Consider the following 20,597-nt stretch of genomic DNA (forward strand, 5'->3'; position numbering starts at 1 on the left):
CTAGTCGGCGAGCACGTCCAGCACGCGCAGCGGATCGGGCAGCGGACGCCCGTCGGGCGGCCGGAGCCACCGCACCGTCCCCCCGCCGACCAGCGACGACGGCGGCGCCAGGACGTAGGAGTCACGGCAGTGCCAGCGCAGCCCCGGATTCGACTCGATCGTCTCGGGAGCGTGGTCGATCGACGACGTCCACCACTCGTCCTCGTCCTCGGGGTTGCCGCGCGTGGCCACGAAAAAAAGAACCCGGTCGCCGCTTGCGGCAACCGGGCCTGGAGACTCCATGGCGGTCAGGGCGGACATCCCGAGGTCCGCCGGGACGTCGAACACGTCGAATACGCGTCCGGTGGGCAGGATCACATTCGCCTCCGGCTCCTGCTCCCACCACCGGGTGAGCTGCGCCGTGTCGGTCGTGGCCTGCATGCGCCAGGCCGGCGACAGCGGATGGGCGCCCGGATCCGGACAGCCCACACGGTCACACGAGCACGCCCGCTGCCCCTCACGCAGCGGATGAGCTCCCAGACAGCTCGCCCAGCCCAGCCGGGCGTAGTCGACCACCGCTTCGAGCCGGTGCGGTATTCGGTGCGCGCGGCGTTTGGAGCGGCGAGCGAGCGGGACCCCGACCATCAGATGCTGTTCCTCCCCCACAGAGAAAAAACGGGCTGTTGCCCCCGATAATGCCCGGACCGACCGGATCTTCGCAGGGCGACCCCAGGAAAGCGGGCCGTGGACGGCCGAAGTCCGGCCGTGGTTCGCGCTCTGAATCCACCCGATGACAAAGCGTCGAGTCAGCCCAGCCGCCGGGCCACTTCCGTGGCCCAGTAGGTGAGGATGAGGTCGGCCCCCGCGCGGCGGATCGCGATCAGCGACTCCATGATCACGCGGTCGCGGTCGATCCAGCCGTTGGCGGCGGCGGCCTCGACCATGGCGTACTCCCCCGACACCTGGTAGGCGGCCACCGGCACGTCGACCAGGTCTCTGACCTGGCGCAGGATGTCGAGGTAGGCCAGCGCGGGCTTGACCATGACGGCGTCGGCGCCCTCGGCGAGGTCGAGCCGCACCTCGCGCAGCGCCTCGCCGACCGGGCCGGCCGGGTCCTGCTGATAGGCGCTGCGGTCGCCGAACTGGGGGGCGCATTCGGCGGCGTCGCGGAAGGGGCCGTAGAACGCCGAGGCGTACTTGACCGAGTAGCCCAGGATCGGGATCTCGGCGTGGCCGTCGGCGTCGAGGGCGGCCCTGATCGCGCCGACCTGGCCGTCCATCATGCCGCTGGGTGCGATCACCTGGGAGCCCGCGCGGGCCTGGGCGACCGCGGCGGCGGCGTAACGCTCCAGGGTCAGGTCGTTGTCGACCTCGCCGGCCTCGGTCAGGATGCCGCAGTGGCCGTGGTCGGTGTACTCGTCGAGGCAGGTGTCGGACATGATCACCAGCGCGTCGCCGACCTCGCTCCGCAGATCGTTCAGGGCGAGCTGGACGATGCCCTCGGGGTCGTCGGCGCCGGAGCCCCGGCCGTCCTTGACGGCCGGGATGCCGAACAGGATGACGCCGCCCACCCCGGCCTCAGCGGCCTCGTGGGCGGCCTTGCGGAGGCTTTCGCGCGTGTGCTGGACGACCCCCGGCATCGACCCCACCGGAGCCGGCTCGGTGATGCCCTCCTTGACGAACATCGGCAGGATCAGCTCGGCCGGGTGGAGCCGGGTCCCGGCCACCATCCGGCGCAGCGGAGCGGTCCGGCGCAGCCGTCGCGGGCGGGCGACCGGGAACTCGGCACTCATGCGAAAACCACCTTCTGAGGTCACTTGGGACGTCGCCGGGCACCCCTTCGGGTCTGCGAGGGGCGGCGTGGGATCTCGCCGGCGGAGACGGCCGCCTGGCGCTGCTTGGCACCATACTCCGCCAGTGCGGCGGCCAAGGCCGAGGCCGAGGGTTTGTCGGCCATCACGTCGACGCGCAGGTTGAACTCCTCGGCCGTCTTGGCGGTCTGCGGCCCGATGACCGCGATCACCGTGACGTTGTGCGGCTTGCCGGCGATGCCGACGAGGTTGCGCACCGTCGAGGACGAGGTGAACAGGACGGCGTCGAAGCCGCCGCTCTTGATGGCGTTGCGGATCTCCTCGGGCGGCGGGGCGGCCCGGACGGTCCGGTAGGCCGTCACGTCGTCGCACTCCCAGCCGAGCTCGGTCAGGCCCGCCACCAGCGTGTCGGTGGCGATGTCGGCCCTCGGGAGCAGCACCCGGTTGATCGGGTCGAGCATCGAGTCGTAGGGCGGCCACTCCTCCAGCAGCCCCTCGGACGACTGCTCGCCCGTCGGCAGCAGGTCGGGCTTGACCCCGAACTCGACCAGGGCCCTCGCGGTCGCCTCGCCGACGGCGGCCACCTTCAGCCCCGCGAAGGCGCGGGCGTCGAGGCCGTACTCCTCGAACTTCTCGCGGACGGCCTTGACCGCGTTGGCGCTGGTGAAGGCCACCCACTCGTAGCGGCCGGTGACCAGGCCCTTGATGGCGCGGTCCATCTGCTGCGGGGTGCGAGGCGGCTCGACGGAGATCGTCGGCACCTCCTCGGGCACCGCGCCGTAGCTCCGCAACTGCTCCGACAGGCCGGCGGACTGTTCCTTGGTACGCGGCACCAGAACCCGCCAGCCGAACAGCGGCTTGGTCTCGAACCACGAGTGCTTCTCACGCTGGCCGACGGCGTCGCCGACCACGACGAGCGCCGGTTCGGTCATGCCGGCGTGCTTCAGGTCGGGCCCGAGACGGCCCAGCGAGGAGACCACGGTGTACTGCTCGGTGGTGGTGCCGTCGCTGGTCACCGCGACCGGGGTGTAGTCGGGCAGGCCCGCGGCGATCAGCGCCTTGCCGATCGCGGGCGCCTCGGCCACCCCGTTGTAGATCACCAGCGTGCCCTCGACCGAGGCGTGCTTGGACCAGTCGTCGACCTGGCTCGCGTCGACGATCCGGAACTCCGGCCCGGACGACGCCGGCGGGATGCCCGCGTAGGTCAGCACCGCCGTCGCCGGCGGCACACCGGGCACGATCTCGAAGTCGACCTCGTCCTGCGAACACGCCGCGACCTCCTCGGACACCGAGGAGAAGAACGACGGGTCGCCGGGGCACACCCGGACGACCAGCTTCCCGGCCTTGGCCGCGCCGACCGCGCCGACCAGCGCGCCGGGGTCGGCCACGACGTCACGCACGTCGACGCCGGCCCGGCAGTGCCGCAGCAGCGGGCCGTACGACTCGCGGTCGACGACCACGACGTCGGCCTTGGACAGCAGATCGGCGCCCCGGAGCGTCAGCAGGTTCTCGTCACCGGGACCAGCTCCTACGAAGGCGACGAAGCCCCCGATGCCATGCTCATGATGCTCTGATGTGGTCAATGGGCCTGCTCTCCCATCAATTGCCCGGCCCCCTCCGCGATCATGGTGGCCGCGAGCTCGCGCCCGAGTTCCATGGCCGAGGAGACGGGTCCGGTGGTGGACTTGCGCACCGCCGCGGCGCCGTCGATGGACACCACGGTGGCGGTCAGGGTGAGCGTGTGGCCGTCATCGACGGCATAGGCGCCGACGGGGGCCGAACAGCCCGCCTCCAGCGCCGCGAGAACGGCACGCTCGGCGACGACGGCGTCACGGGTGCGCGCGTCGTCGAGCGTGCTCAGAAGCTTGATCAGCTCGGGCCGGTCGGCCCGGCACTCCACCGCGAGCGCACCCTGGCCGGGGGCGGGCAGCATCTCGTCGGTGTCGAAGAAGTTGGCGATCTCGTCGTCGCGCCGGAGCCGCGCCAGGCCGGCGGCGGCCAGCACGACGCCGTCGAGCTCGCCGGAGGTCACCTTGCCGATCCGGGTGTCGGCGTTGCCGCGGATCGGGACGTAGTCGAGGTCGGGGCGCAGCAGCCGCAGCTGCGCGATGCGGCGCGGCGAACCGGTGCCGACGCGGGAGCCGGGCGCCAGATCGGCGAGCTTGCGGGCGCCGACGAGCGCGTCGCGCGGGTCGTCGCGCAGCGGGATCGCGGCCAGGACCAGCCGGGGGTCGGGGGTGGTCGGCAGGTCCTTGAGCGAGTGGACCGCGAAGTCGATCTCGTCGGCGGCCAGCTTCTCGCGCAGCTCGCTGACGAACACGCCGGTGCCCCCGAGCTGGGAGAGCTGGGCCTTGCTGACGTCGCCGAAGGTGGTGATCCCGACGAGGTCGACAGCACGGCCGGTGAGCTCGGTCAGCCGGTCCGCCACCTGCTGCGACTGCGTGGTCGCCATCAGGCTCTTGCGGGTGCCCAGCCTCAGGTTCACTGCTCGATCTCCATCCGGGAAACGGCGTCGGGCGCCTTCGGGTCCAGGTTGAACAGTTCGCGCAGCGCCTCCGCATAATGATCGCCTGCCGGAGACGCAGCGAGCTGCTTGACACGCACAGTCGGCTCGTGGAGCAGTTTGTCGACCACCCGCCGGACCGCCTGCGCCACTTCGTCGCGCTGACGCTCGTCGAGATCGGGCATGCGCGAGTGGAGCCGGCCGAGTTCCGATTCGACCACCTGGGCCGCGCGACTGCGCAGCGCCACCACAGTAGGCGTCACCTTGGCCGCGCGCGCGGAGTTGAGGTAAGCGGTGACCTCGTCGGCCACGATCCGGCGTACGGCCGCGATGTCGGCGGCCCGGCCGCCGTCGGACCCGGCGCCCGACTGCTGCATGTCTTCGAGGTCGACCAGGGTGACCCCGGGCAGCGCCCGGACGGCGGTGTCGACATCGTGCGGCAGCGCGAGGTCGAGCAGGAAGAGGGGGACCCGCCGCGCGGGAATCATCTCGGGGGTGATCACGCGGGTGCCCGCGCCGACGCAGGAGACGACCAGGTCGGCGGTGGCCAGCTCGGCGGCGATCTCCGACAGCGGCACGGCCCGGCCGCCGACGGTCTCGGCGAGCCGCTCGGCCCGCTCGAAGGTCCGGTTGGCGATGACGATCTCGGTCACGCCGGCCCGCGCGAGGGTCGCGGCGGTCAGCGCGCTCATCGAGCCCGCGCCGACGACCAGCGCCCGGCGGCCCTCGACGGGCCCGAGCACGGTCTCGGCCAGGGTGATGCCGACGCCGATGAGGGAGGCGCCCGCGCGGTCGATGCCGGTCTCGCTGTGGGACCGCTTGCCGACCCGCAGGGCCTGCTGGACCAGCTCGTTGAGGATCGAGCCGACCGCGTCCTCCTGCTGGGCCAGGCGCAGCGCGGCCCGGATCTGCCCGAGGATCTGCCCCTCGCCGACCACCATCGAGTCGAGCCCGGAGGCCACCGACATCAGGTGGTGTACGGCCTGGTCCTCATAGTGGACGTAGAGATGGGGAGCCAGGTCGACCCCCGCGTGGCGGTCGAGCAGGGTGGTGATCGCCGACACCCCGCCGTGGAACCGGTCGACCTCGGCGTAGACCTCGACCCGGTTGCACGTGGAGACCACCATGGCCTCCGCGACGTGGGCGTCCTGCCGCACGTCGTGGAGGAGCTTCACCAGGGCGTCGCCGGAGATGGCCACCTGTTCGAGCACCGAGACCGGCGCGCTCCGGTGGCTCAGCCCCACGATCAGCAGACTCATGAGACCTCCCCCGCCCATTCCTCGCCCATTACGGGCCCCCCATTCACCTTGCGCTGCTCATGGAACGCGAGGATCTGCAGTTCGATGGACAGATCGACCTTGCGGACGTCGACGCCCGCAGGAACCGTGAGCACGACGGGGGCGAAGTTCAAGATACTCGTCACTCCGGACGCGATGACCCGGTCGCAGACCGCCTGGGCGGCGGTCGCCGGAGTCGCGATGACCACGATCGACACCCCCCGCTTGGCGATCACCGATTCCAGTTCGTCGCTGTGTTCCACGACGAGCCCGGCGATGTGGTCGCCCACGACCTCCGGGTCGGCGTCGAGCAGCCCGGCCACCCGGAACCCCCGGGAGACGAACCCGCCGTAGTTGGCGAGGGCCCGGCCGAGGTTTCCGACTCCGACGATCGCGACCGCCCAGTCCTGGGTCAGGCCGAGTTCGCGGGAGATCTGGTAGATGAGGTACTGAACGTCGTAGCCGACGCCCCGTGTTCCATAAGAGCCCAGATGCGACAGATCTTTGCGCAGTTTGGCGGAATTGACCCCCGCCGCGACCGCGAGATCCTCGGAACTGACTGTGGCTACGGCCCGCTCGGCCAAACCGTTCAACGCACGCAGGTAGAGCGGCAGCCGAGCGACGGTCGCGTCGGGGATGCCGCGTTCACGCGGTTGTTGCGGGGTTCGGCGGATCACAGGCCGGCACTCCTGAGGGGGAATCGGTTTCGGGGCCGCTTTCCAGGTTAGTGCCTTTGTGAAGTGATGCACAAAGTCGAGCGACCCCCTTGTCGTGCTCACTTCCAGGGTGTCAGGACTGGCCGCCGGTCTCGAATCCGCCCCATACGGTAGGCATATGGCTCACCGCATCACGCTGCTCGGCAAACCCGGCTGCCACCTGTGTGACGACGCCCGCGCCGTCATCGAGCGCGTCGCGACCGAACTCGGCGTCGAATGGGACGAGCGCGACATCACGCAGAACCCCGCCGACCTGGAGAAATACTGGGAGATGATTCCCGTCACATTGGTCGACGGCGTGCAGCACGACTACTGGCGGGTCGACGAGAACCGGCTGCGGCAGGCGCTCAGATCCTGAAGGTCGTGGGCAGCGGCACGACCTTGGCGGCGTTGACCGTGAGTTCGATCACATTCGTGGCCAGCACCAGCGGCTGACGCTCGGTGGCGAACCGCTCCATGTGGGCCTGCCGCTGGTGGTCGTGGAAGGCGGTCTGGTCGCGGTAGAGCTCGTAGACCAGCCGCTGGAGCGGGGCCGACTTCACACCGTGGCAGACGAACAGCAGCGTGTCGGGCTCGTTGCGGAGCACCTGCTCGACGGTGTCTTCGGCCAGCTGGTCGAAGGCCTCGCCGGCGCCGTCCATCAGCGTGAAGACGGTCAGCATGCCGTAGATGTTCGGTGAGGGCCGGACCGAACCGGTCGCCGTCGTGGGGGCCGGGACCTGCGCCGCCGCCATCGACTGGGCGGCCTGCACCTGACCCGGGTAGAGCACCCCGGTGTTCGGCATCTGGAACTCGGTTGACGCCGTCGGGGGCGGCACCGGCATGGCGTATTCGGGGGCCTGAGGGTTGAAGGCGTCGGCGGCCATGAAGGTGCCGGTCGCCGGGGCGCCGAAGTCGGGGGGCAGCGGCGGCTGGGGCGGCTGCTGCTGCGGCGGCGGGGGCTGCATGCGGGAGGCGTAGTCGAAGCCACCGCCCTGCTGCTCGCCGGCGCGGTATTCGGCGACCAGGTCGCCGAGGCCCGAACGGGGCGCGGGCGGGACCGCCGGCTGCGGGCCGGTGGTGGGCATCGGCGGGCCGCCCATGGGACCGCCCATGGGGGCGCTCATCGGCCCGCTCATGGGGCTGGCCATGGGTTGCTGCTGAGGCGGCGGCGGCATGCCGGCCACGCGGCGGCCGAGGCTCTGCTCCTGCCAGACCGGCTGCTGCGGCTGCACCGGCATGGGGCCACTCGGCGGGCCCTGCTGCTGCGGCGCCGGTTCCTCCTCGTCGTCGTAGGGGGCGAGGGGGCGGTTGACGGCGTACCAGACGCCACCGGGGATGGCGGCCAGCAGCGCCGCGACGAAGATGCCCTGCACCAGGAAGAGCTGGGAGCCGATCGCGGCCATGCCGATGGGGGCCAGCACGACGGTCGCGTTCATGTTGTCGGCGTCGTAGTCGTCACCCGACCGCATGCGGATCAGCGCGACGATCAGCGCGACGAACAGGATCACCAGCGCGAGCACGTGGACGCCGCGCAGCAACCACTCGGGCGGGATGTCCCACTTGTCGGCGGCGATCGGCAGCGTCTTGTCGAAGCCGCTCTGCACCGGGTCGAGGGTCATGATGACCACGCCGACGAAGCTCAGGCCGCCCACCAGGAGCCAGCCGGCGAGCCGGGCGGACCGTGACTCCGCGAGCAGCTGGATCAGTCCAGCGGCCAGCCACAGCGGCGCCAGCAGGGCGCCGCCGATCTGGAACACGCGGAAGGTCAGCGGGCCGAACCCGAGGAGGGTGCCGATGGCGATCGCGCCGAGCCCGAGGCACACCGCGACCGTGGTGATCGCCCACGCCACGAGCCAGCCGGAGGACTCCTCGCGGATCCGCCCGACCAGGACGCCTGTGGTGATCGCGGCGAGGATCGCCCCCGCGAACGCGATGACTGCGACAACGAGTTCCATGACGGACCAACTCTATGGCCTGTCCCTGTCCACACGCCCAGCCAGCGGGACTCGTCGGAAGCGTCCGTTACGGAAGGGATTACAGAGACCACCCTCATTGTGTAATTTATGGGAGATTTCTAGAGTGGCGAGCACGCCGACTTCCCCTCTCCCATGGGATATCCGGATGCTGAACAGTTGGTCGTTAGCCGGGCTGGCCCCTTCGGTCCCCGCTGGAGCGTTGCAGCCCGCGCCCGAGGCGGTCTCGCCGGAGTTCGACGAGATGCGCACGCTGGTGCTGCGCGCCAAGACGGGCGACACCGAGGCCTTCGGGCAGCTTTACGACCGGTACGTCGACCTCGTCTACCGGTACGTCTTCTTCCGCGTGGGCTCCCACCCCCTCGCCGAGGACCTGACGAGCGACACGTTCCTGCGCGCCCTGCGCAACATCTCCGACTTCACCTGGCAGGGCCGCGACTTCGGCGCCTGGCTCGTGACGATCGCCCGCAACCTGATCACCGACCACTACAAGTCGGGCCGCAGCCGCCTTGAGGTGTCCACCGCCGAGGTCCTCGACACCCCGCTCGACGGCCCCCACATCCCCGAGAACGCCGCGATCACCAACATGGTGAACGAGCACGTCATGCGCGCCGTCCAGCAGCTCGGCCCCGAGCAGCAGGAGTGCGTGATCATGCGGTTCCTGTACGGCATGTCGCTCGCCGAGACCGCCGCCGCGATGGGCAAGAAGAGCGGCGCGATCAAGGCCCTCCAGTTCCGCGCCATCAAGGCGCTGGCCAGGTCGCTCCCGAAAGATCTCAGTTGAGACACACCCCGTAACCCCTCCGACGCAGCGTCGTTGGTCTATTCGCAGGGGTGGGTGGATCTTCGAGCGGGAGCTCTGGCGATGGGGTGGTGGCGTCTTCCGCGTGCGCGGCGTGCCGCGCGTGTCGCCGCCCGGCTGGAGGAGCTCGGCCGTCGTGAGGCCGCCGGCCGCGAGGTCGCCGGGCCCCGGGCCGAGTTCCGCGAGGAGCTGCGGGCCGAGTTGTTACGTACACACCAGGAAGAACGCGCCGCGCCGCGGCGTCCCGGACCTGCGCACGCGCGGCCGCGCATCCGGCGTGTGCCCCTGCTGGTGCGGCTGCGCCCGTGGCTGGCGCTCGGCGCGATGGTCACGGCGACCATGTCGGTGGCGACGGTGACCTACTCGTCCGGGCCGGGCGAGGTGCTCTACCCGCTGAAGCGGGCGGCCGAGTCGACGCTGCTGACGCTCACCCGCAGCGAGGCCGAACGCGCCGACCGGCAGATGACGGTGGCCCGCTCGCGCGCCGCCGAGGCGGCCGAACTGCTGAAGGCCGCCACGCCCGACCGCGCGGAACTGATCGAGCAGACCCTCGAAGACATGGACAGCACCACGCGGCTCGCGCTGGAGAAGGTGAAACAGCCCACCAAGCCGCCCGCGAAGGTGCGCCGGTTCGCCCGGGAGCAGAAGAAGGTCGTCGAGAAGATGGTGCCGAAGCTCGACGCCGAGAACCGCGAGATCGCGACCGAGTACCTGAGCCTGATCGACGGCTACGCGGGACCCGCCGGCAACTAGCGCTGTTCATGCGCGGGCAACCGGGCGAAGGGGGCCCAGCGGTTAAGCTCGGAGGTTATGAAGCGGCTACTGAGACGGCGCGAAGCGGCGGAACTCGCGGGTGAGGTGGCGGCCGCGGCCGCGTTGCCGGCCCCGAGCGCCGAGCCCGATCCGACCGCCGCCGCATTCTTCGACGTCGACAACACCATGGTCCGCGGCGCGTCGATCTACCACTTCGCCAGGGGCCTGGCCGCCCGGGGCCTGTTCACCACCGGCGACCTGGTCAAGTTCGCCGTCGGGCAGGCCATGTTCCGGGTCCGCGGCAACGAGAACCCCGACCACGTCGCCAAGGCCAAGGAGATGGCGCTGGCGTTCGTCGCCGGGCTGAAGGTCGACGAGGTCGTCCTGCTGGGCGAGGAGATCTACGACGAGGTGATGGCCGACCGCATCTGGTCGGGCACCCGCGCGCTGGCCCAGGCCCACCTCGACGCCGGTCAGCGGGTGTGGCTGGTCACCGCGACGCCGGTCGAGCTGGCCCACGTCATCGCCCGGCGGCTCGGCCTGACCGGCGCGCTCGGCACCGTCTCGGAGACCAGAGACGGCGCCTACACCGGTCACCTGGTGGGCGATTTACTGCACGGCCCGGCCAAGGCCGAGGCGGTCAGGGCACTGGCCCGCCGTGAGGGGCTCGACCTGACCCGCTGCTCGGCCTACAGCGACTCGGCCAACGACCTGCCCATGTTGTCGCTGGTCGGCCACCCCTACGCCATCAACCCCGACACCGAGCTGCGCGAACACGCCCGGCAGCGGGGCTGGCAGGTGCGCGACTTCCGCACCACCCGCAAGGCGACCATGATCGGGTTGCCCATCGCGGCGACGGCGGGCGCGATCGCGGGCAGCGTGGCGGCGGGGCTGGCCCTGCGACGCCACTACAAGAAGCACTAGAGGAAGAAGGCCGGTCCGCGGCGCAGCCGCAGCGCGTTGAGCGAGCGCTGGATCGTCTCGCGGACCTGGTCGGTGAGTTCGAAGACCACCATCGGGTCGTCGGCGTCGGCGGGGTCGACCTCGTCTGACCTGATCGGCTCGCCGAACTCGATCAGCCACTTCGACGGCAGCGGCACCAGCCCGAGCGGGCCGAACCACGGGAACAGCGGCGTGATCGGCAGATAGGGCAGGCCGAGCAGGCGGGCCAGCGGGCGCAACTCGCCGATCTTCGGATAGATCTCCTCGGCCCCGACGATCGAGCACGGCACGATCGGCACCCCGGCCCTGATCGCGGAGGCGACGAACCCGCCCCGGCCGAACCGCTGGAGCTTGTAGCGCTGGGACCAGGGCTTGCCGATGCCCTTGAAGCCCTCGGGGAACACCCCGACGAGTTCGCCCTTGCGCAGCAGCCGGTCGGCGTCTTCCTTGCAGGCCAGGGTGTGGCCGGTCTTGCGGGACAGATGGCCGAGCAGCGGCAGCCGGTGGACGAGGTCGGCGCCGAGCAGCCGCACCACCCGCCCGGCCTTGTCGTGGAGGGCGACCTGCAACATCAGGGCGTCGATCGGAAGGGTGCCCGAGTGGTTGGCGACCACGAGGGCGCCGTCGGGCGGCAGGTTGTGCAGGCCGATGGTCTCGACGCGGAACCAGTGGCGGTAGAGCGGGCGCAGCAGTTCGAGGAGGACCTTGTCGTTGAGCTCGGCGTCGTAGCCGAACTCGTCGACCTCGTAGCGGCCCGAGATGCGGCGGGCGGCGAAGGTGAGGAGTTCCTCGGCGGTCACCACGTGCTCCGGGTCTGGAGGAAGTCGTCGAACGCCGACGCGGTGGTGTGTTTGGGCACCCAGCCGAACTCGTCGGCCAGCCTGGCCGAGTCGACCACCCGGCCGTGGCTCATCAAAGCCAGTTGGTCGGGCGTGAAGTCCATGCGCCCGACCGCGCGGGCGGCCTCGCCCAGGAACCGGAACGCCGGGGCCGGCACCGGCAGGAAGAACCGGCCGGCCCGCCGCAGGCACTGCGAGAGCAGCAGCACGCCGTCGCCCGCGACGTTGAAGACGCCGGGATGATCGTCGAGCGCGGCCCGCCTGAGCACCTCGACCCCGTCGTCTTCGTGGACGAACTGGAGTCGCGGGTCGAAGCCGAGCACGGTCGGCAGGACCGGCGCCCGGAAGTAGCGGGTCAGCGGGGAGTCGACCTTGGGCCCGATGAAGTTCGCGAACCGCAACGTCGTCGTCACCACGTCGGGCCGCCGCCGCGCGTAGCCGCGGACGTAGCCCTCGACCTCGGACGCGTCCTTGCCGTAGCCGGTGTGGGGAACCTCCACCGGCTCGCTGTCCTCGGTGAAGACGGCGGGGTCGGTGGGAGAGGAGCCGTAGACGGCCGTGGTGGAGCGTACGACGACCCGGCGCACGGTCTCGGAGCGCTGGCAGGCCGCGAGCAGTTGCATCGTGCCGATGACGTTGTGCTCTTTCATCGCCGGACGACTGCCGGCCGGCCCGCTCATCAGGCTCATGTGGACGACCGTGTCGATGTCGGCCGCCGCGATGACCTGGGCGATGTCGGGGCTGCGCAGGTCGACGCGGACAAACTCGACGCGGCCCAGAGGGTTGAGTTGGGCGCCGCCATCACGCGTAAGCGACGTCGGCGGCACCGTGTCGACTCCGATGACCCGGCTGACGGCCGGGTCGGCTGCGAGGACGCTCGCCAGCCGAGCGCCGATGTGCCGGGATATCCCGGTGACCAGGACTGTCCGGGTCACGGGACTCATAGACTCTTCCTCGCAGGGACCGCGCTGGGCTACTTCTTGTTACGCCGCTGGATGCGGGTCTTCTTGAGCAGCTTGCGGTGCTTCTTCTTGGCCATGCGCTTGCGGCGCTTCTTGATCACAGAGCCCACGGGACCCCCAGGTGAAGATAGACGTCGTACCGGTGCGCGAGCGCACACCGGCACAACAGCCTACCGGCGATCCATGGTTGATCGTTCCCCTGGGGGGACCCGCGTTGCCCTTGGTATCGCTAGTCGCTACAGGTCACTTCATCCAGCCTCGATGAAAGCGTCCCTCAGATAGTCGTGCACCGCCTGTTCGGGCACTCTGAAGGACCGGCCTACCCTGATGGCCGGCAACTCGCCCGAGTGCACGAGCCGGTACACCGTCATCTTGGACACCCGCATGACGGTGGCCACTTCTGCCACCGTCAGGAACTTCACCTCGCTGAGAGGTCTTTCGCCTGCACCCATCGGACGCCTCTTCCGCACGTGTTTCCGGGTTATCCCCACTGGTGCCATTGCTCACGCACGTGTACTGCTGTCAGCGTAAGTCGGGACTTCACGGAGGCAAACCCCCCATTTCATCAGCCATCGGGGGATCTTGCCCGCGAAACACCGAAAAACGCTGGCCAGCAGCCGGACCGTGCCCCTCGCCTTGATCTTGGAACGGACCAACTTCTCTCACATTAGAGTCGCCCAGGATCAGGAAAAAGTTGTCAAGCGGTCGACACACCAGTGCAAAAGTGGGCGTGAAACCCCTAAAAGGGACGCCCCTAAAGGCCGGCCGCCACACATCGAAGCAGGTAGTCGGTCAACGGTCCGTAATAGCGGGGCAGCACGTTGTCATCCAGGGGCACGGTGACCGCGATCTTCCCCTCGGCTTCTCCCACGAAAAGGGCCGGATCGTTGCAGTCGGCGAACCCGACCGTCTCGACGCCCGCCTCCCCGGCCGCGCCCGCCCAGCCGTGGTCGGCGATGACGAAATCCGGTCTCTGCTCCTCGAGCATCCGCCGCATCGGAGCGGAGTCATGCGTGTGCACAAGGGCACCGCCGTCGTCGAGGAGGGCGACGTCGTCGATGTAGCGGATCGAGCGCCGGCGGCCGAACGAACCGGGAAGGTACGTCCACCCTTCCGCCGGAGTAAGTAGAGTCGCCCCCTGAGTCACGACGAAACGAGCGATAGCCATGTGAACGACCATCAGCCCGGTCGGGTGGCCGGTGGCGATGATCATCTTGGGGTCGGGCCGCCGCAGCGCCCCCGCGATCCGGTCGCCCATCGCGTCGAGCGCCGCGACCGTCCGCTCGGGGTCGATCGTGTCCTGACCCGACCGGTGGCCCGGATCGGCCACCACACCCGCCGACTTGGCCATCAGGTCGAGGACGTCGCGGTAGGTCCAGGCGCCCTCGAAGGTCAGCCCGAACATGTAGTGGGGGTCGCGCACCGCGAGTGACCGGTAGTGGTCGAGGTTGTTCTCACGGCTCGTGGCGACGTCACCCGCGATGCGGGTGCGCACGAGGTGGTCGATGAGCTCTGCTCGCGTCATGCCTGATGTCATGGCAGTGGGTCCAGACCGTGGTAGGGGAAGACCGCGTTCCGGGTGGCCATAATCGCGCGGTCGATCGGATCGGCCGGGTCGTAACCCTCGGAGATGGGCCGATATTCGGGGGTGCGGCCGTCGGTCATCGTGAGCGGCGGCAACTCGCCGGTCCGCGCGCGGACGAACTCGCGCCACGCCTCGGGGGTGGCGGTCTCGGGCTCGACGGGAGCACCCGCGGCCTCGGCGATCAGATGGGTCCACGCCCTCGGCACCACCTGGACCAGCTCGTATCCCCCGCCGCCGGTGGCGAGCCACCGCCCGCCGGCCGTCTCGTGGGCCAGCTTGTGCAGTTCCCGGTACGCCGTCCGCTGGCCGTCGAGCGACAACATCAGGTGGGCCAGCGGGTCGAGGGCGTGGGAGTCGCAGCCGTGCTGGGTGACCAGGAAGTCGGGGGCGAACTCGCGCAGCAGCGGCGGCACCACCGCGTGGAAGGCCCGCAACCACCCGGCGTCGCCGCAGCCGGCCGGGAGCGGCACGTTCACGGCCGTCCCCTCGGCGCCGGTCTCCTCGGCGAAGCCGGTGCCGGGGAAGAGCGTGCGGGGCGACTCGTGGAGGCTGATCGTCAGCACCCGCGGGTCGTCGAAGAACATGGCCTGCACGCCGTCGCCGTGGTGGACGTCGACGTCGACGTAGGCGACCTTCTCGACCCCCTGGGCGAGCAGCCAGGCGATGGCGACCGCCGGGTCGTTGTAGACGCAGAAGCCGCTGGCCGTGGCCGGCATGGCGTGGTGGAGGCCCCCGGCGACGTTCAGCGCGTGCATCGCGCCGCCCTGGTGCACCTGCTTCACGGCCTCCAGCGTCGCCCCCGCGATCAGCGCGGAGGCCTCGTGGACGCCGGCGAAGGCCGGGTTGTCGCTGGTGCCGAGCCCCGCCCGCAGATCGGGCCGGCCGTCTTCGGAGACCCGCTTGACCGCCTCGATGTAATCACGCTTGTGCACGCTCGCGAGGTCGTCGTCGGTCGCCGGCGCACAGGGCACGATCTCGACCGCGCCGAGCACCCCGAGCTCCCGGGCCAGCGCCATGGTCAACTCGACCCGCACCGGCGCGAGAGGGTGATGGGGCCCGAAGTCGTACGACGTCAGGGCGTCGTCCCAGACGACCCGCACGGGTCCGCAGGCGCCACGCGCGAAGTCGCTCATAGCCAGCAAATTACCGCACGCTCATTCGGCCCGGAGGGCCACCACCGGGTCGAGGCGCCCGGCGCGGCGGGCCGGGGCGACGCCGAAGAAGACGCCCACGACGGCCGAGACGCCGAAGGCCAGCAGGATCGACCAGAGGGTGATCGACGCCGGTACGGGAGAGAGCGCCTCGATCAGGAGTGAGCCGCCGATGCCGAGGGCGATGCCGATGGTGCCGCCGATCGTGGTGAGCAGCACGGCCTCGATGAGGAACTGGCCGAGGACGTCGCGCTGGCGGGCGCCCAGGGCCTTGCGCAGGCCGATCTCCTTGGTGCGTTCGCGCACGCTGACCAGCATGATGTTGGACACCCCGACCCCGCCGACCAGCAGCGAGATGCCCGCGATGGCGGCCAGCACGCCGGTGAGCATGCCGAGGACGGTGCCGATCGTGCCCAGCAGCTGGGTCTGGGTGACGGCCGAGAACTTCTCGTCGGGGTAGCGGGAGGTGAGGGCGTCCACGACCTTCTGGCCGAGGGAGTCGATCACGTCGGGGCCGGAGGCGCCGATGGCGATGCCGTTGACGCGCTGGACGCCGAGCAGCCGCTGGGCCGTGGTGACCGGGATGTGGGTCTCCCGGTCGCGCGCGACCCCGAAGGTGGCGCCGACCTTCTCGTACACGCCGACGACCCGGAAGCGCACCCCGGCGATCGTGGCCTGTCTGCCCACCGGGTCGAGGTCGCCGAAGAGCTGCTGCGAGACCTCCGAGCCCAGGACCGCGACGCGGCGGCGGGTGTCGACGTCGGTCTCGGTGAGGTAGCGGCCGCGCTTCAGCGGGCGTTCGAAGACGTTGGGGATGTTCTCGTCGGTGCCGACGACGGTCACGAACGCCTCGTTGCGGCCGACGCGGATGTTCTCGCCCGACTGGACCGACACGGTGACCCGGCTCGGGTCGCCGACGACCCTGCGCACGTAGTTGACGTCGGACAGGTCGAGGCGGCTCTGGGTGGGGGCGGCCTGGAAGTTCAGCTGGCCCGGCACGACGAGGATGATGTTGGAGCCCAGGCCGGAGATCTCGTCTTCGATGGCGTCCTTGGCGCCGGTGCCGATGGCGACCAGGATCACCACGGCCGACACGCCGATGATCACACCGAGCATGGTCAGGGCGCTGCGCAGCCGGTTGACCCGCAGCGCCTCGAGGGCCATCCGGAAGGCCTCGGCGGTCCTCACGCGACGTCCCGCTCGATCAGGCCGTCTCTGACGTGGATCTGCCTGCGGGCCCGGTTCGCCACCTCGGCTTCGTGGGTGACCAGCACGATCGCCACGCCCTGGTCGGCGTTGAGGCGTTCGAGCAGGCCCATGACCTCCTCGCCGTTGCGGGTGTCGAGGTTGCCGGTCGGCTCGTCGGCCAGCACCACCTGCGGGTCACCCACGAGCGCGCGGGCGATGGCGACCCGCTGCTGCTCGCCGCCCGACATCTGCGACGGGCGGTGGTCGAGCCGGTGGGCCAGGCCGACGGCCTCCAGAGCGGCCCGCGCCCGCTTGCGCCGGTCGGCCCTGGCGACCCCTCGGTAGACGAGCGGCAACGCCACGTTGTCCAGGGCGGAGGTCCGGGCGAGCAGGTGGAACGACTGGAAGACGAAGCCGATCATCCGGTTGCGCAGCTCGGCCAGTTGGGTGTCGTCGAGGGTCGAGACGTCGACGCCGCCCACCCTCAGCACCCCCGAGGTCGGCCGGTCGAGGCAGCCGAGCAAATGCATCAGGGTCGACTTCCCCGACCCCGACGGCCCGACGATCGCGGCGAACTCGCCGTCGCCGATGGTCAGGTCGACGCCGCGCAGCGCGTCCACGGTCACGCCTTCGAGTTGGTACGACCTCGTCAACCCTGCGGCCTCGAAGGCGCTCACGGGATCTCCTGCCCCTGACGCACGCCGTCGGCCCCCCGCGTGATGACCCGGTCGCCTACCTTGACCCCGTTGACGACCTCGACGAAGGCGTCGCCCTCCGCGCCGAGGGTGACGGTCCGGCGTTCGGCCCTGCCGCCGACGACGGCCCAGACGACGGTGTCGCGCCCGCTGGTGACCACGGCGGCGGCCGGGACCGCGACGGCCTCGGGCGACTCCTTGACGATCATGCGGACGACGGCGCTCATGCCGGGTTTGGGGTCGGGCGCCTCGGAGCCGTCGTCGAAGCGGCCTTCGGCGAGCGAAAGGCGTACCGGATAGCTGACGCCGCCCGTCGCGCCCTCCTGGGGCGTCACCCCGACGCCGGTGACCTCGGCCGTGTAGACCGCGCCGGGCACGGCGTCGAACTCGACCTCGGCCCGGGTGCCGTTCTCGACGAGCAGCACGTCGGTCTCGTCGACGTCGGCCCGCAGGTTCAGTTCGGAGACGTCGGTGACGGTCAGCAGCGCCTCCCCCTGGCCGACCGGGACACCTTCGGCGATCGTGCCCGCCGAACTGCCGGCCGCCTGGGCCGGGACACCTCCGCCGGAGACGAGCTCGGCCAGATCGGGCAGCGCGGGCGTGGCCGACCCGCCACCACCGCCGAGGGTGACGACCCCGCCGAACGGCGCCTTGATCGTGAGCCCTTCGACGGTCTCCTCCGCGGCCTTCACGGCGGCCCGGGTCTGGCTGCGCGAGGCCGCCTGAAGCGAGCTCATCGACGACGAGAGCCCGCTCATGCCCGCGCCGAGTTGCCCGGTGAACGAGGTGAGCATGCGGTTGAGGCCGCCGACGATCCCGTTCAGCGCCTTCTGCTGGGATCGGTGCTGTTTCTCGGCCAGGTCGATGGCCGACAGCAGGTGCCTGCGGATGGCCTTGTCCTCGACCTTGCGGGCCGCCTGCCGGGCCTGCGCGAACGATTTCCGGACGTGGGGGTCGATCCCGTTCGGCAGCCGTAGCGACGGCACACTCGGCGCGCCTCCGAAGGAGACCGGCTTCGCCGCCTGCCGGTCGGCCTTCTTGGCCTCTTTCAGCCGGTCACGGGCCTGCGGCGCGCTGATGCGGGCGAGGATCTCGCCCTTCTTCACGGTGTCGCCGTCGGAGACGTAGAGCTTGGCGACCGTCCCGGCCGCGGGAGAGGTGAGGCTCGCGGTGGCCCGTGCCCCGACGGTCGCCGGGGCCTCCACCACCTCACTGACGGGCGCCCGCGCCACGGTCGCGGTCTGCACGACGGGCGCCTCCTCCGCCGTACAGGCGGATAACGCGAGAAGGAGCGCCAACAGGGGGATACCACGCCGGATCACCACAACAGCCCATCGTAGATCCCGGCCGTGCCGGTCCCCGAGTCAGCGGCCGACCGCGCGCAGGTTCCGGACCGGGCGGATGGACAGCAGGACGCCGATGCCGGCCAGGCCCGCGAAGAAGCCGGCCCAGATGACCGTCTGGGCGCCGATGGCCTCGCCGACGATCGGGCCGAGGGACTGGCCGATGGGGATGCTCAGGACCGAGCCGGCCACCTCGTAGGCGGTGACGCGGTTGAGGACCTCGCCCGGGACCTGGGTCTGGACGCTGGTCGCCCACATCACCGACCAGAAGGCCCAGGCCGCGCCCGCGAGGGTGTAGCCGGTGACGATCACCGGGATGGGGGCGGCCAGCGCGACGACCAGGGGCATGGCCATGAAGGCGATCATCGCCACCGCGCCGGAGAAGAGCGGTCTGACCGGGCGGTAGCGCATGGCCACCAGGCCGCCGACGATGCTGCCGAGGCCCTCGCCCGTGATGGCCATGACGTAGGCCGCGTCGCCATTGGTCTCGGAGATGACCTGGGCGCCGACCGGCCACATCGGGCCGAACAGGACGATCCCGTAGACCGCCCAGACGAGGATGACCGACCACATCCACGTACGGGACCGGAACTCGGCCCAGCCCTCCCGCAGGTCGCTGATCAGCGAGGTCGCCTCGGTCTTGGTCAGCCGCACCCGCATCGCGAGCAGGCACAGAGCGCTGACCAGGAACGTTCCGGCGTTGATGGCGTACACGACACCGGGGCCGCCGAACAGGACGATCGCGCCGGCGATGCCGGGGCCGACGAGGCGGGCCACCGCGTCGGCCACGCGCAGGGTGGCGTTGGCGCGCTGGGGGTCGGCGGCGATCTGCGGGATCATGCTGTTCACGCCGGGCTGGAAGAGCGCCGCCCCCAGGCCGCTCAGGAACGACATCGTGATCAGGAGCCAGAGCGGGGGCTGCCCGGCGAAGAAGGCCACCGCGATCGTGAGCTGGGTGGCGATGCGCAGGACGTCCGCGAAGATCATCATGCGCCGGGCGGTGAACCAGTCGGCCAGCACCCCGCCGAACAGGACCAGGCCGCCGAAGGCCGCCATCCACGCCGCCAGGACGACGCCGACCCCGACCGGGCCGTAGATGCCGAGGACGCCGAGCGTCACCGCCACCGGCAACATCGCGTCGCCCATGAGGGCGACCGCCCGGCCGACGAAGTAGAGGGAGAAGTCACGAGACCACAGGCGAGCCGGGGAGAGTACCACCACTCGCCTTAGCCTATAAGGAAAGCTTCCTAACCATTAAGTCCTTTTCGGCTGGTCACAATGGGTAGCGGGCGCTACTTGTTCGTGCCGCCGAGCTCCCGGCTGCGGTCGCGGGCGGCCTCGATCGCGTCGAGGAAGGCGGCGCGCACGCGGTGGCGCTCCAGTTCGGCGATGGCGGCGATCGTCGTGCCGCCGGGCGAGGTGACCGCCTCGCGGAGGATCACCGGGTGCTCCCCCGAGTCGCGCAGCATGATCGCCGCGCCCACGATCGACTGCTTGACCATGTCGAGGGCCGCCGCCCGCGGCATGCCGAGCAGGATGCCCGCGTCGACCATGGCCTCGACCAGGTAGAAGAAGTAGGCGGGACCCGAGCCCGACAGGGCCGTCGCGCCGTCTTGCTGCGACTCGGGGATGCGCAGCACCTTGCCGACCGGCTGGAGCAGGTCTTCGGTCAGCTTGAGGTGCTCCTCCTTCGCGTGGGCCCCGGCCGAGATCACGCTCATCGCCTCGTCGACCAGCACCGGCGTGTTCGACATGACCCGGACGACCGGGATCGGGCCGCCCAGCCGGGCCTGCACGAAGTCGGTGGTGATGCCCGCCGCGACCGAGATGACCAGCCGGTCGGACGGCACCACGGGGGCGATCTCGCGGAGCAGGGTGCCCATGTCCTGGGGCTTGACCGCGAGGATCAGCGCGTCGGCCTGCTCGGCCGCCTCCAGGTTGGTGACGACCTTGACGCCGTAGGTCTCCGTCAGCTGCCTGGCCCGGTCGGGCCGGCGGGTGGTGACCATGATCTGGTCAGCCGCCCGCCCCGCCCGGACCAGGCCGGAGAGCAGAGCCTCACCCATCTTGCCGGTGCCCAGGATCGCGATCATGCG

Annotated in this window: 22 protein-coding genes; 4 read left to right on the forward strand and 18 right to left on the reverse strand. The window is 70.6% G+C overall.

Translation table 11 applies throughout. The features are described from left to right. From QSK34_RS20905 to QSK34_RS20930, 6 genes are all read right to left on the reverse strand, one after another. Complete coding sequence (locus QSK34_RS20905; protein ID WP_161479925.1) at positions 1–624, reverse strand: bifunctional DNA primase/polymerase; 624 nt, start codon at positions 622–624, stop codon at positions 1–3. Between the two features lie 161 nt (positions 625–785). Beyond that, a complete protein-coding gene (hemB, locus tag QSK34_RS20910; protein WP_285585942.1) occupies positions 786–1,772 on the reverse strand; it encodes a porphobilinogen synthase in 987 nt (328 codons plus the stop codon). A 20-nt stretch (positions 1,773–1,792) separates the two neighbouring features. Beyond that, complete coding sequence (locus tag QSK34_RS20915; RefSeq protein WP_285585943.1) at positions 1,793–3,373, reverse strand: bifunctional uroporphyrinogen-III C-methyltransferase/uroporphyrinogen-III synthase; 1,581 nt, start codon at positions 3,371–3,373, stop codon at positions 1,793–1,795. Further along, positions 3,370–4,275 (reverse strand): hydroxymethylbilane synthase, encoded by a 906-nt coding sequence (gene hemC, locus QSK34_RS20920; protein WP_285585944.1) that lies wholly within the window; start codon positions 4,273–4,275, stop codon positions 3,370–3,372. The genes QSK34_RS20915 and hemC overlap by 4 nt, the downstream gene beginning before the upstream one ends. After that, a complete protein-coding gene (locus QSK34_RS20925) occupies positions 4,272–5,552 on the reverse strand; it encodes a glutamyl-tRNA reductase (protein ID WP_161479923.1) in 1,281 nt (426 codons plus the stop codon). Before QSK34_RS20925 ends, hemC begins: the two co-directional genes overlap by 4 nt. Continuing rightward, positions 5,549–6,247, reverse strand: coding sequence for a redox-sensing transcriptional repressor Rex (locus tag QSK34_RS20930; RefSeq protein WP_030456151.1), 699 nt, complete (start codon positions 6,245–6,247; stop codon positions 5,549–5,551). Before QSK34_RS20930 ends, QSK34_RS20925 begins: the two co-directional genes overlap by 4 nt. Positions 6,248–6,404: 157 nt before the next feature. On the opposite strand from QSK34_RS20930, the gene QSK34_RS20935 reads away from it, so the two are divergent. Next, positions 6,405–6,644, forward strand: coding sequence for a glutaredoxin family protein (locus QSK34_RS20935; protein WP_030456152.1), 240 nt, complete (start codon positions 6,405–6,407; stop codon positions 6,642–6,644). On the opposite strand, the gene QSK34_RS20940 is transcribed toward QSK34_RS20935, so the two are convergent. Continuing rightward, positions 6,634–8,223: a putative quinol monooxygenase gene (locus tag QSK34_RS20940; protein WP_285585946.1), complete on the reverse strand. Its 1,590-nt coding sequence runs from the start codon at positions 8,221–8,223 to the stop codon at positions 6,634–6,636. The genes QSK34_RS20935 and QSK34_RS20940 overlap by 11 nt on opposite strands. A 166-nt stretch (positions 8,224–8,389) precedes the next feature. On the opposite strand from QSK34_RS20940, the gene QSK34_RS20945 reads away from it, so the two are divergent. From QSK34_RS20945 to QSK34_RS20955, 3 genes are all read left to right on the forward strand, one after another. Then, complete coding sequence (locus tag QSK34_RS20945) at positions 8,390–9,025, forward strand: sigma-70 family RNA polymerase sigma factor (RefSeq protein ID WP_030456154.1); 636 nt, start codon at positions 8,390–8,392, stop codon at positions 9,023–9,025. Between the two features lie 81 nt (positions 9,026–9,106). After that, positions 9,107–9,796 (forward strand): DUF5667 domain-containing protein, encoded by a 690-nt coding sequence (locus QSK34_RS20950; protein ID WP_285585947.1) that lies wholly within the window; start codon positions 9,107–9,109, stop codon positions 9,794–9,796. A 57-nt stretch (positions 9,797–9,853) separates the two neighbouring features. Further along, positions 9,854–10,720, forward strand: coding sequence for an HAD family hydrolase (locus tag QSK34_RS20955; RefSeq protein ID WP_285585948.1), 867 nt, complete (start codon positions 9,854–9,856; stop codon positions 10,718–10,720). On the opposite strand, the gene QSK34_RS20960 is transcribed toward QSK34_RS20955, so the two are convergent. The 11 genes from QSK34_RS20960 to proC form a co-directional block, all read right to left on the reverse strand. Then, positions 10,717–11,538, reverse strand: coding sequence for a lysophospholipid acyltransferase family protein (locus QSK34_RS20960; RefSeq protein WP_285585950.1), 822 nt, complete (start codon positions 11,536–11,538; stop codon positions 10,717–10,719). The two genes, QSK34_RS20955 and QSK34_RS20960, sit on opposite strands and share 4 nt — an antisense overlap. After that, the gene (locus tag QSK34_RS20965; protein ID WP_202609922.1) at positions 11,535–12,521 is read right to left on the reverse strand and encodes an NAD-dependent epimerase/dehydratase family protein; all 987 of its coding nucleotides are present in this window, start codon (positions 12,519–12,521) and stop codon (positions 11,535–11,537) included. The genes QSK34_RS20960 and QSK34_RS20965 overlap by 4 nt, the downstream gene beginning before the upstream one ends. Positions 12,522–12,550: 29 nt before the next feature. Beyond that, positions 12,551–12,649 carry a 30S ribosomal protein bS22 gene (locus QSK34_RS20970; protein WP_018654693.1) on the reverse strand — a complete coding sequence of 33 codons (99 nt, stop codon included), beginning with the start codon at positions 12,647–12,649 and terminating at the stop codon, positions 12,551–12,553. 138 nt (positions 12,650–12,787) lie between these two features. Further along, positions 12,788–12,991: a helix-turn-helix domain-containing protein gene (locus QSK34_RS20975; RefSeq protein WP_030456159.1), complete on the reverse strand. Its 204-nt coding sequence runs from the start codon at positions 12,989–12,991 to the stop codon at positions 12,788–12,790. 302 nt (positions 12,992–13,293) lie between these two features. Next, positions 13,294–14,064: a phosphatase gene (locus QSK34_RS20980; protein ID WP_285585955.1), complete on the reverse strand. Its 771-nt coding sequence runs from the start codon at positions 14,062–14,064 to the stop codon at positions 13,294–13,296. An 8-nt stretch (positions 14,065–14,072) separates the two neighbouring features. Beyond that, positions 14,073–15,257, reverse strand: coding sequence for an acetoin utilization protein AcuC (locus QSK34_RS20985; protein ID WP_161479917.1), 1,185 nt, complete (start codon positions 15,255–15,257; stop codon positions 14,073–14,075). A 21-nt stretch (positions 15,258–15,278) separates the two neighbouring features. Continuing rightward, on the reverse strand, positions 15,279–16,463 hold the full coding sequence (locus tag QSK34_RS20990) for an ABC transporter permease (protein ID WP_161479916.1): 1,185 nt from the start codon (positions 16,461–16,463) through the stop codon (positions 15,279–15,281). Beyond that, a complete protein-coding gene (locus QSK34_RS20995) occupies positions 16,460–17,140 on the reverse strand; it encodes an ABC transporter ATP-binding protein (protein WP_285585956.1) in 681 nt (226 codons plus the stop codon). The genes QSK34_RS20990 and QSK34_RS20995 overlap by 4 nt, the downstream gene beginning before the upstream one ends. Further along, positions 17,137–18,456 carry an efflux RND transporter periplasmic adaptor subunit gene (locus QSK34_RS21000; protein WP_285585957.1) on the reverse strand — a complete coding sequence of 440 codons (1,320 nt, stop codon included), beginning with the start codon at positions 18,454–18,456 and terminating at the stop codon, positions 17,137–17,139. Before QSK34_RS21000 ends, QSK34_RS20995 begins: the two co-directional genes overlap by 4 nt. A gap of 66 nt (positions 18,457–18,522) precedes the next feature. After that, positions 18,523–19,722, reverse strand: a complete 1,200-nt coding sequence (locus QSK34_RS21005; protein ID WP_285585958.1) for an MFS transporter — start codon at positions 19,720–19,722, stop codon at positions 18,523–18,525. A gap of 71 nt (positions 19,723–19,793) precedes the next feature. Continuing rightward, positions 19,794–20,594 carry a pyrroline-5-carboxylate reductase gene (gene proC / locus QSK34_RS21010; RefSeq protein WP_202609920.1) on the reverse strand — a complete coding sequence of 267 codons (801 nt, stop codon included), beginning with the start codon at positions 20,592–20,594 and terminating at the stop codon, positions 19,794–19,796. Positions 20,595–20,597 lie beyond the last annotated feature (3 nt).

The sequence above is a fragment of the Herbidospora sp. NBRC 101105 genome (assembly GCF_030269205.1).
Lineage (GTDB): Bacteria > Actinomycetota > Actinomycetes > Streptosporangiales > Streptosporangiaceae > Herbidospora > Herbidospora solisilvae.

Excerpts from the sequence above, each read along its gene's own strand:
- QSK34_RS20975 (WP_030456159.1), bottom strand. The coding sequence starts at position 12,991 with ATGGGTGCAGGCGAAAGACCTCTCAGCGAGGTGAAGTTCCTGACGGTG.
- QSK34_RS20955 (WP_285585948.1), top strand. The coding sequence starts at position 9,854 with ATGAAGCGGCTACTGAGACGGCGCGAAGCGGCGGAACTCGCGGGTGAG.
- hemB (WP_285585942.1), bottom strand. The coding sequence starts at position 1,772 with ATGAGTGCCGAGTTCCCGGTCGCCCGCCCGCGACGGCTGCGCCGGACC.
- QSK34_RS20950 (WP_285585947.1), top strand. The coding sequence starts at position 9,107 with ATGGGGTGGTGGCGTCTTCCGCGTGCGCGGCGTGCCGCGCGTGTCGCC.
- QSK34_RS20940 (WP_285585946.1), bottom strand. The coding sequence starts at position 8,223 with ATGGAACTCGTTGTCGCAGTCATCGCGTTCGCGGGGGCGATCCTCGCC.
- QSK34_RS20985 (WP_161479917.1), bottom strand. The coding sequence starts at position 15,257 with ATGAGCGACTTCGCGCGTGGCGCCTGCGGACCCGTGCGGGTCGTCTGG.
- proC (WP_202609920.1), bottom strand. The coding sequence starts at position 20,594 with ATGATCGCGATCCTGGGCACCGGCAAGATGGGTGAGGCTCTGCTCTCC.
- QSK34_RS20925 (WP_161479923.1), bottom strand. The coding sequence starts at position 5,552 with ATGAGTCTGCTGATCGTGGGGCTGAGCCACCGGAGCGCGCCGGTCTCG.
- QSK34_RS20980 (WP_285585955.1), bottom strand. The coding sequence starts at position 14,064 with ATGACGCGAGCAGAGCTCATCGACCACCTCGTGCGCACCCGCATCGCG.
- QSK34_RS20965 (WP_202609922.1), bottom strand. The coding sequence starts at position 12,521 with ATGAGTCCCGTGACCCGGACAGTCCTGGTCACCGGGATATCCCGGCAC.
- QSK34_RS20905 (WP_161479925.1), bottom strand. The coding sequence starts at position 624 with ATGGTCGGGGTCCCGCTCGCTCGCCGCTCCAAACGCCGCGCGCACCGA.
- QSK34_RS20945 (WP_030456154.1), top strand. The coding sequence starts at position 8,390 with ATGCTGAACAGTTGGTCGTTAGCCGGGCTGGCCCCTTCGGTCCCCGCT.
- QSK34_RS20935 (WP_030456152.1), top strand. The coding sequence starts at position 6,405 with ATGGCTCACCGCATCACGCTGCTCGGCAAACCCGGCTGCCACCTGTGT.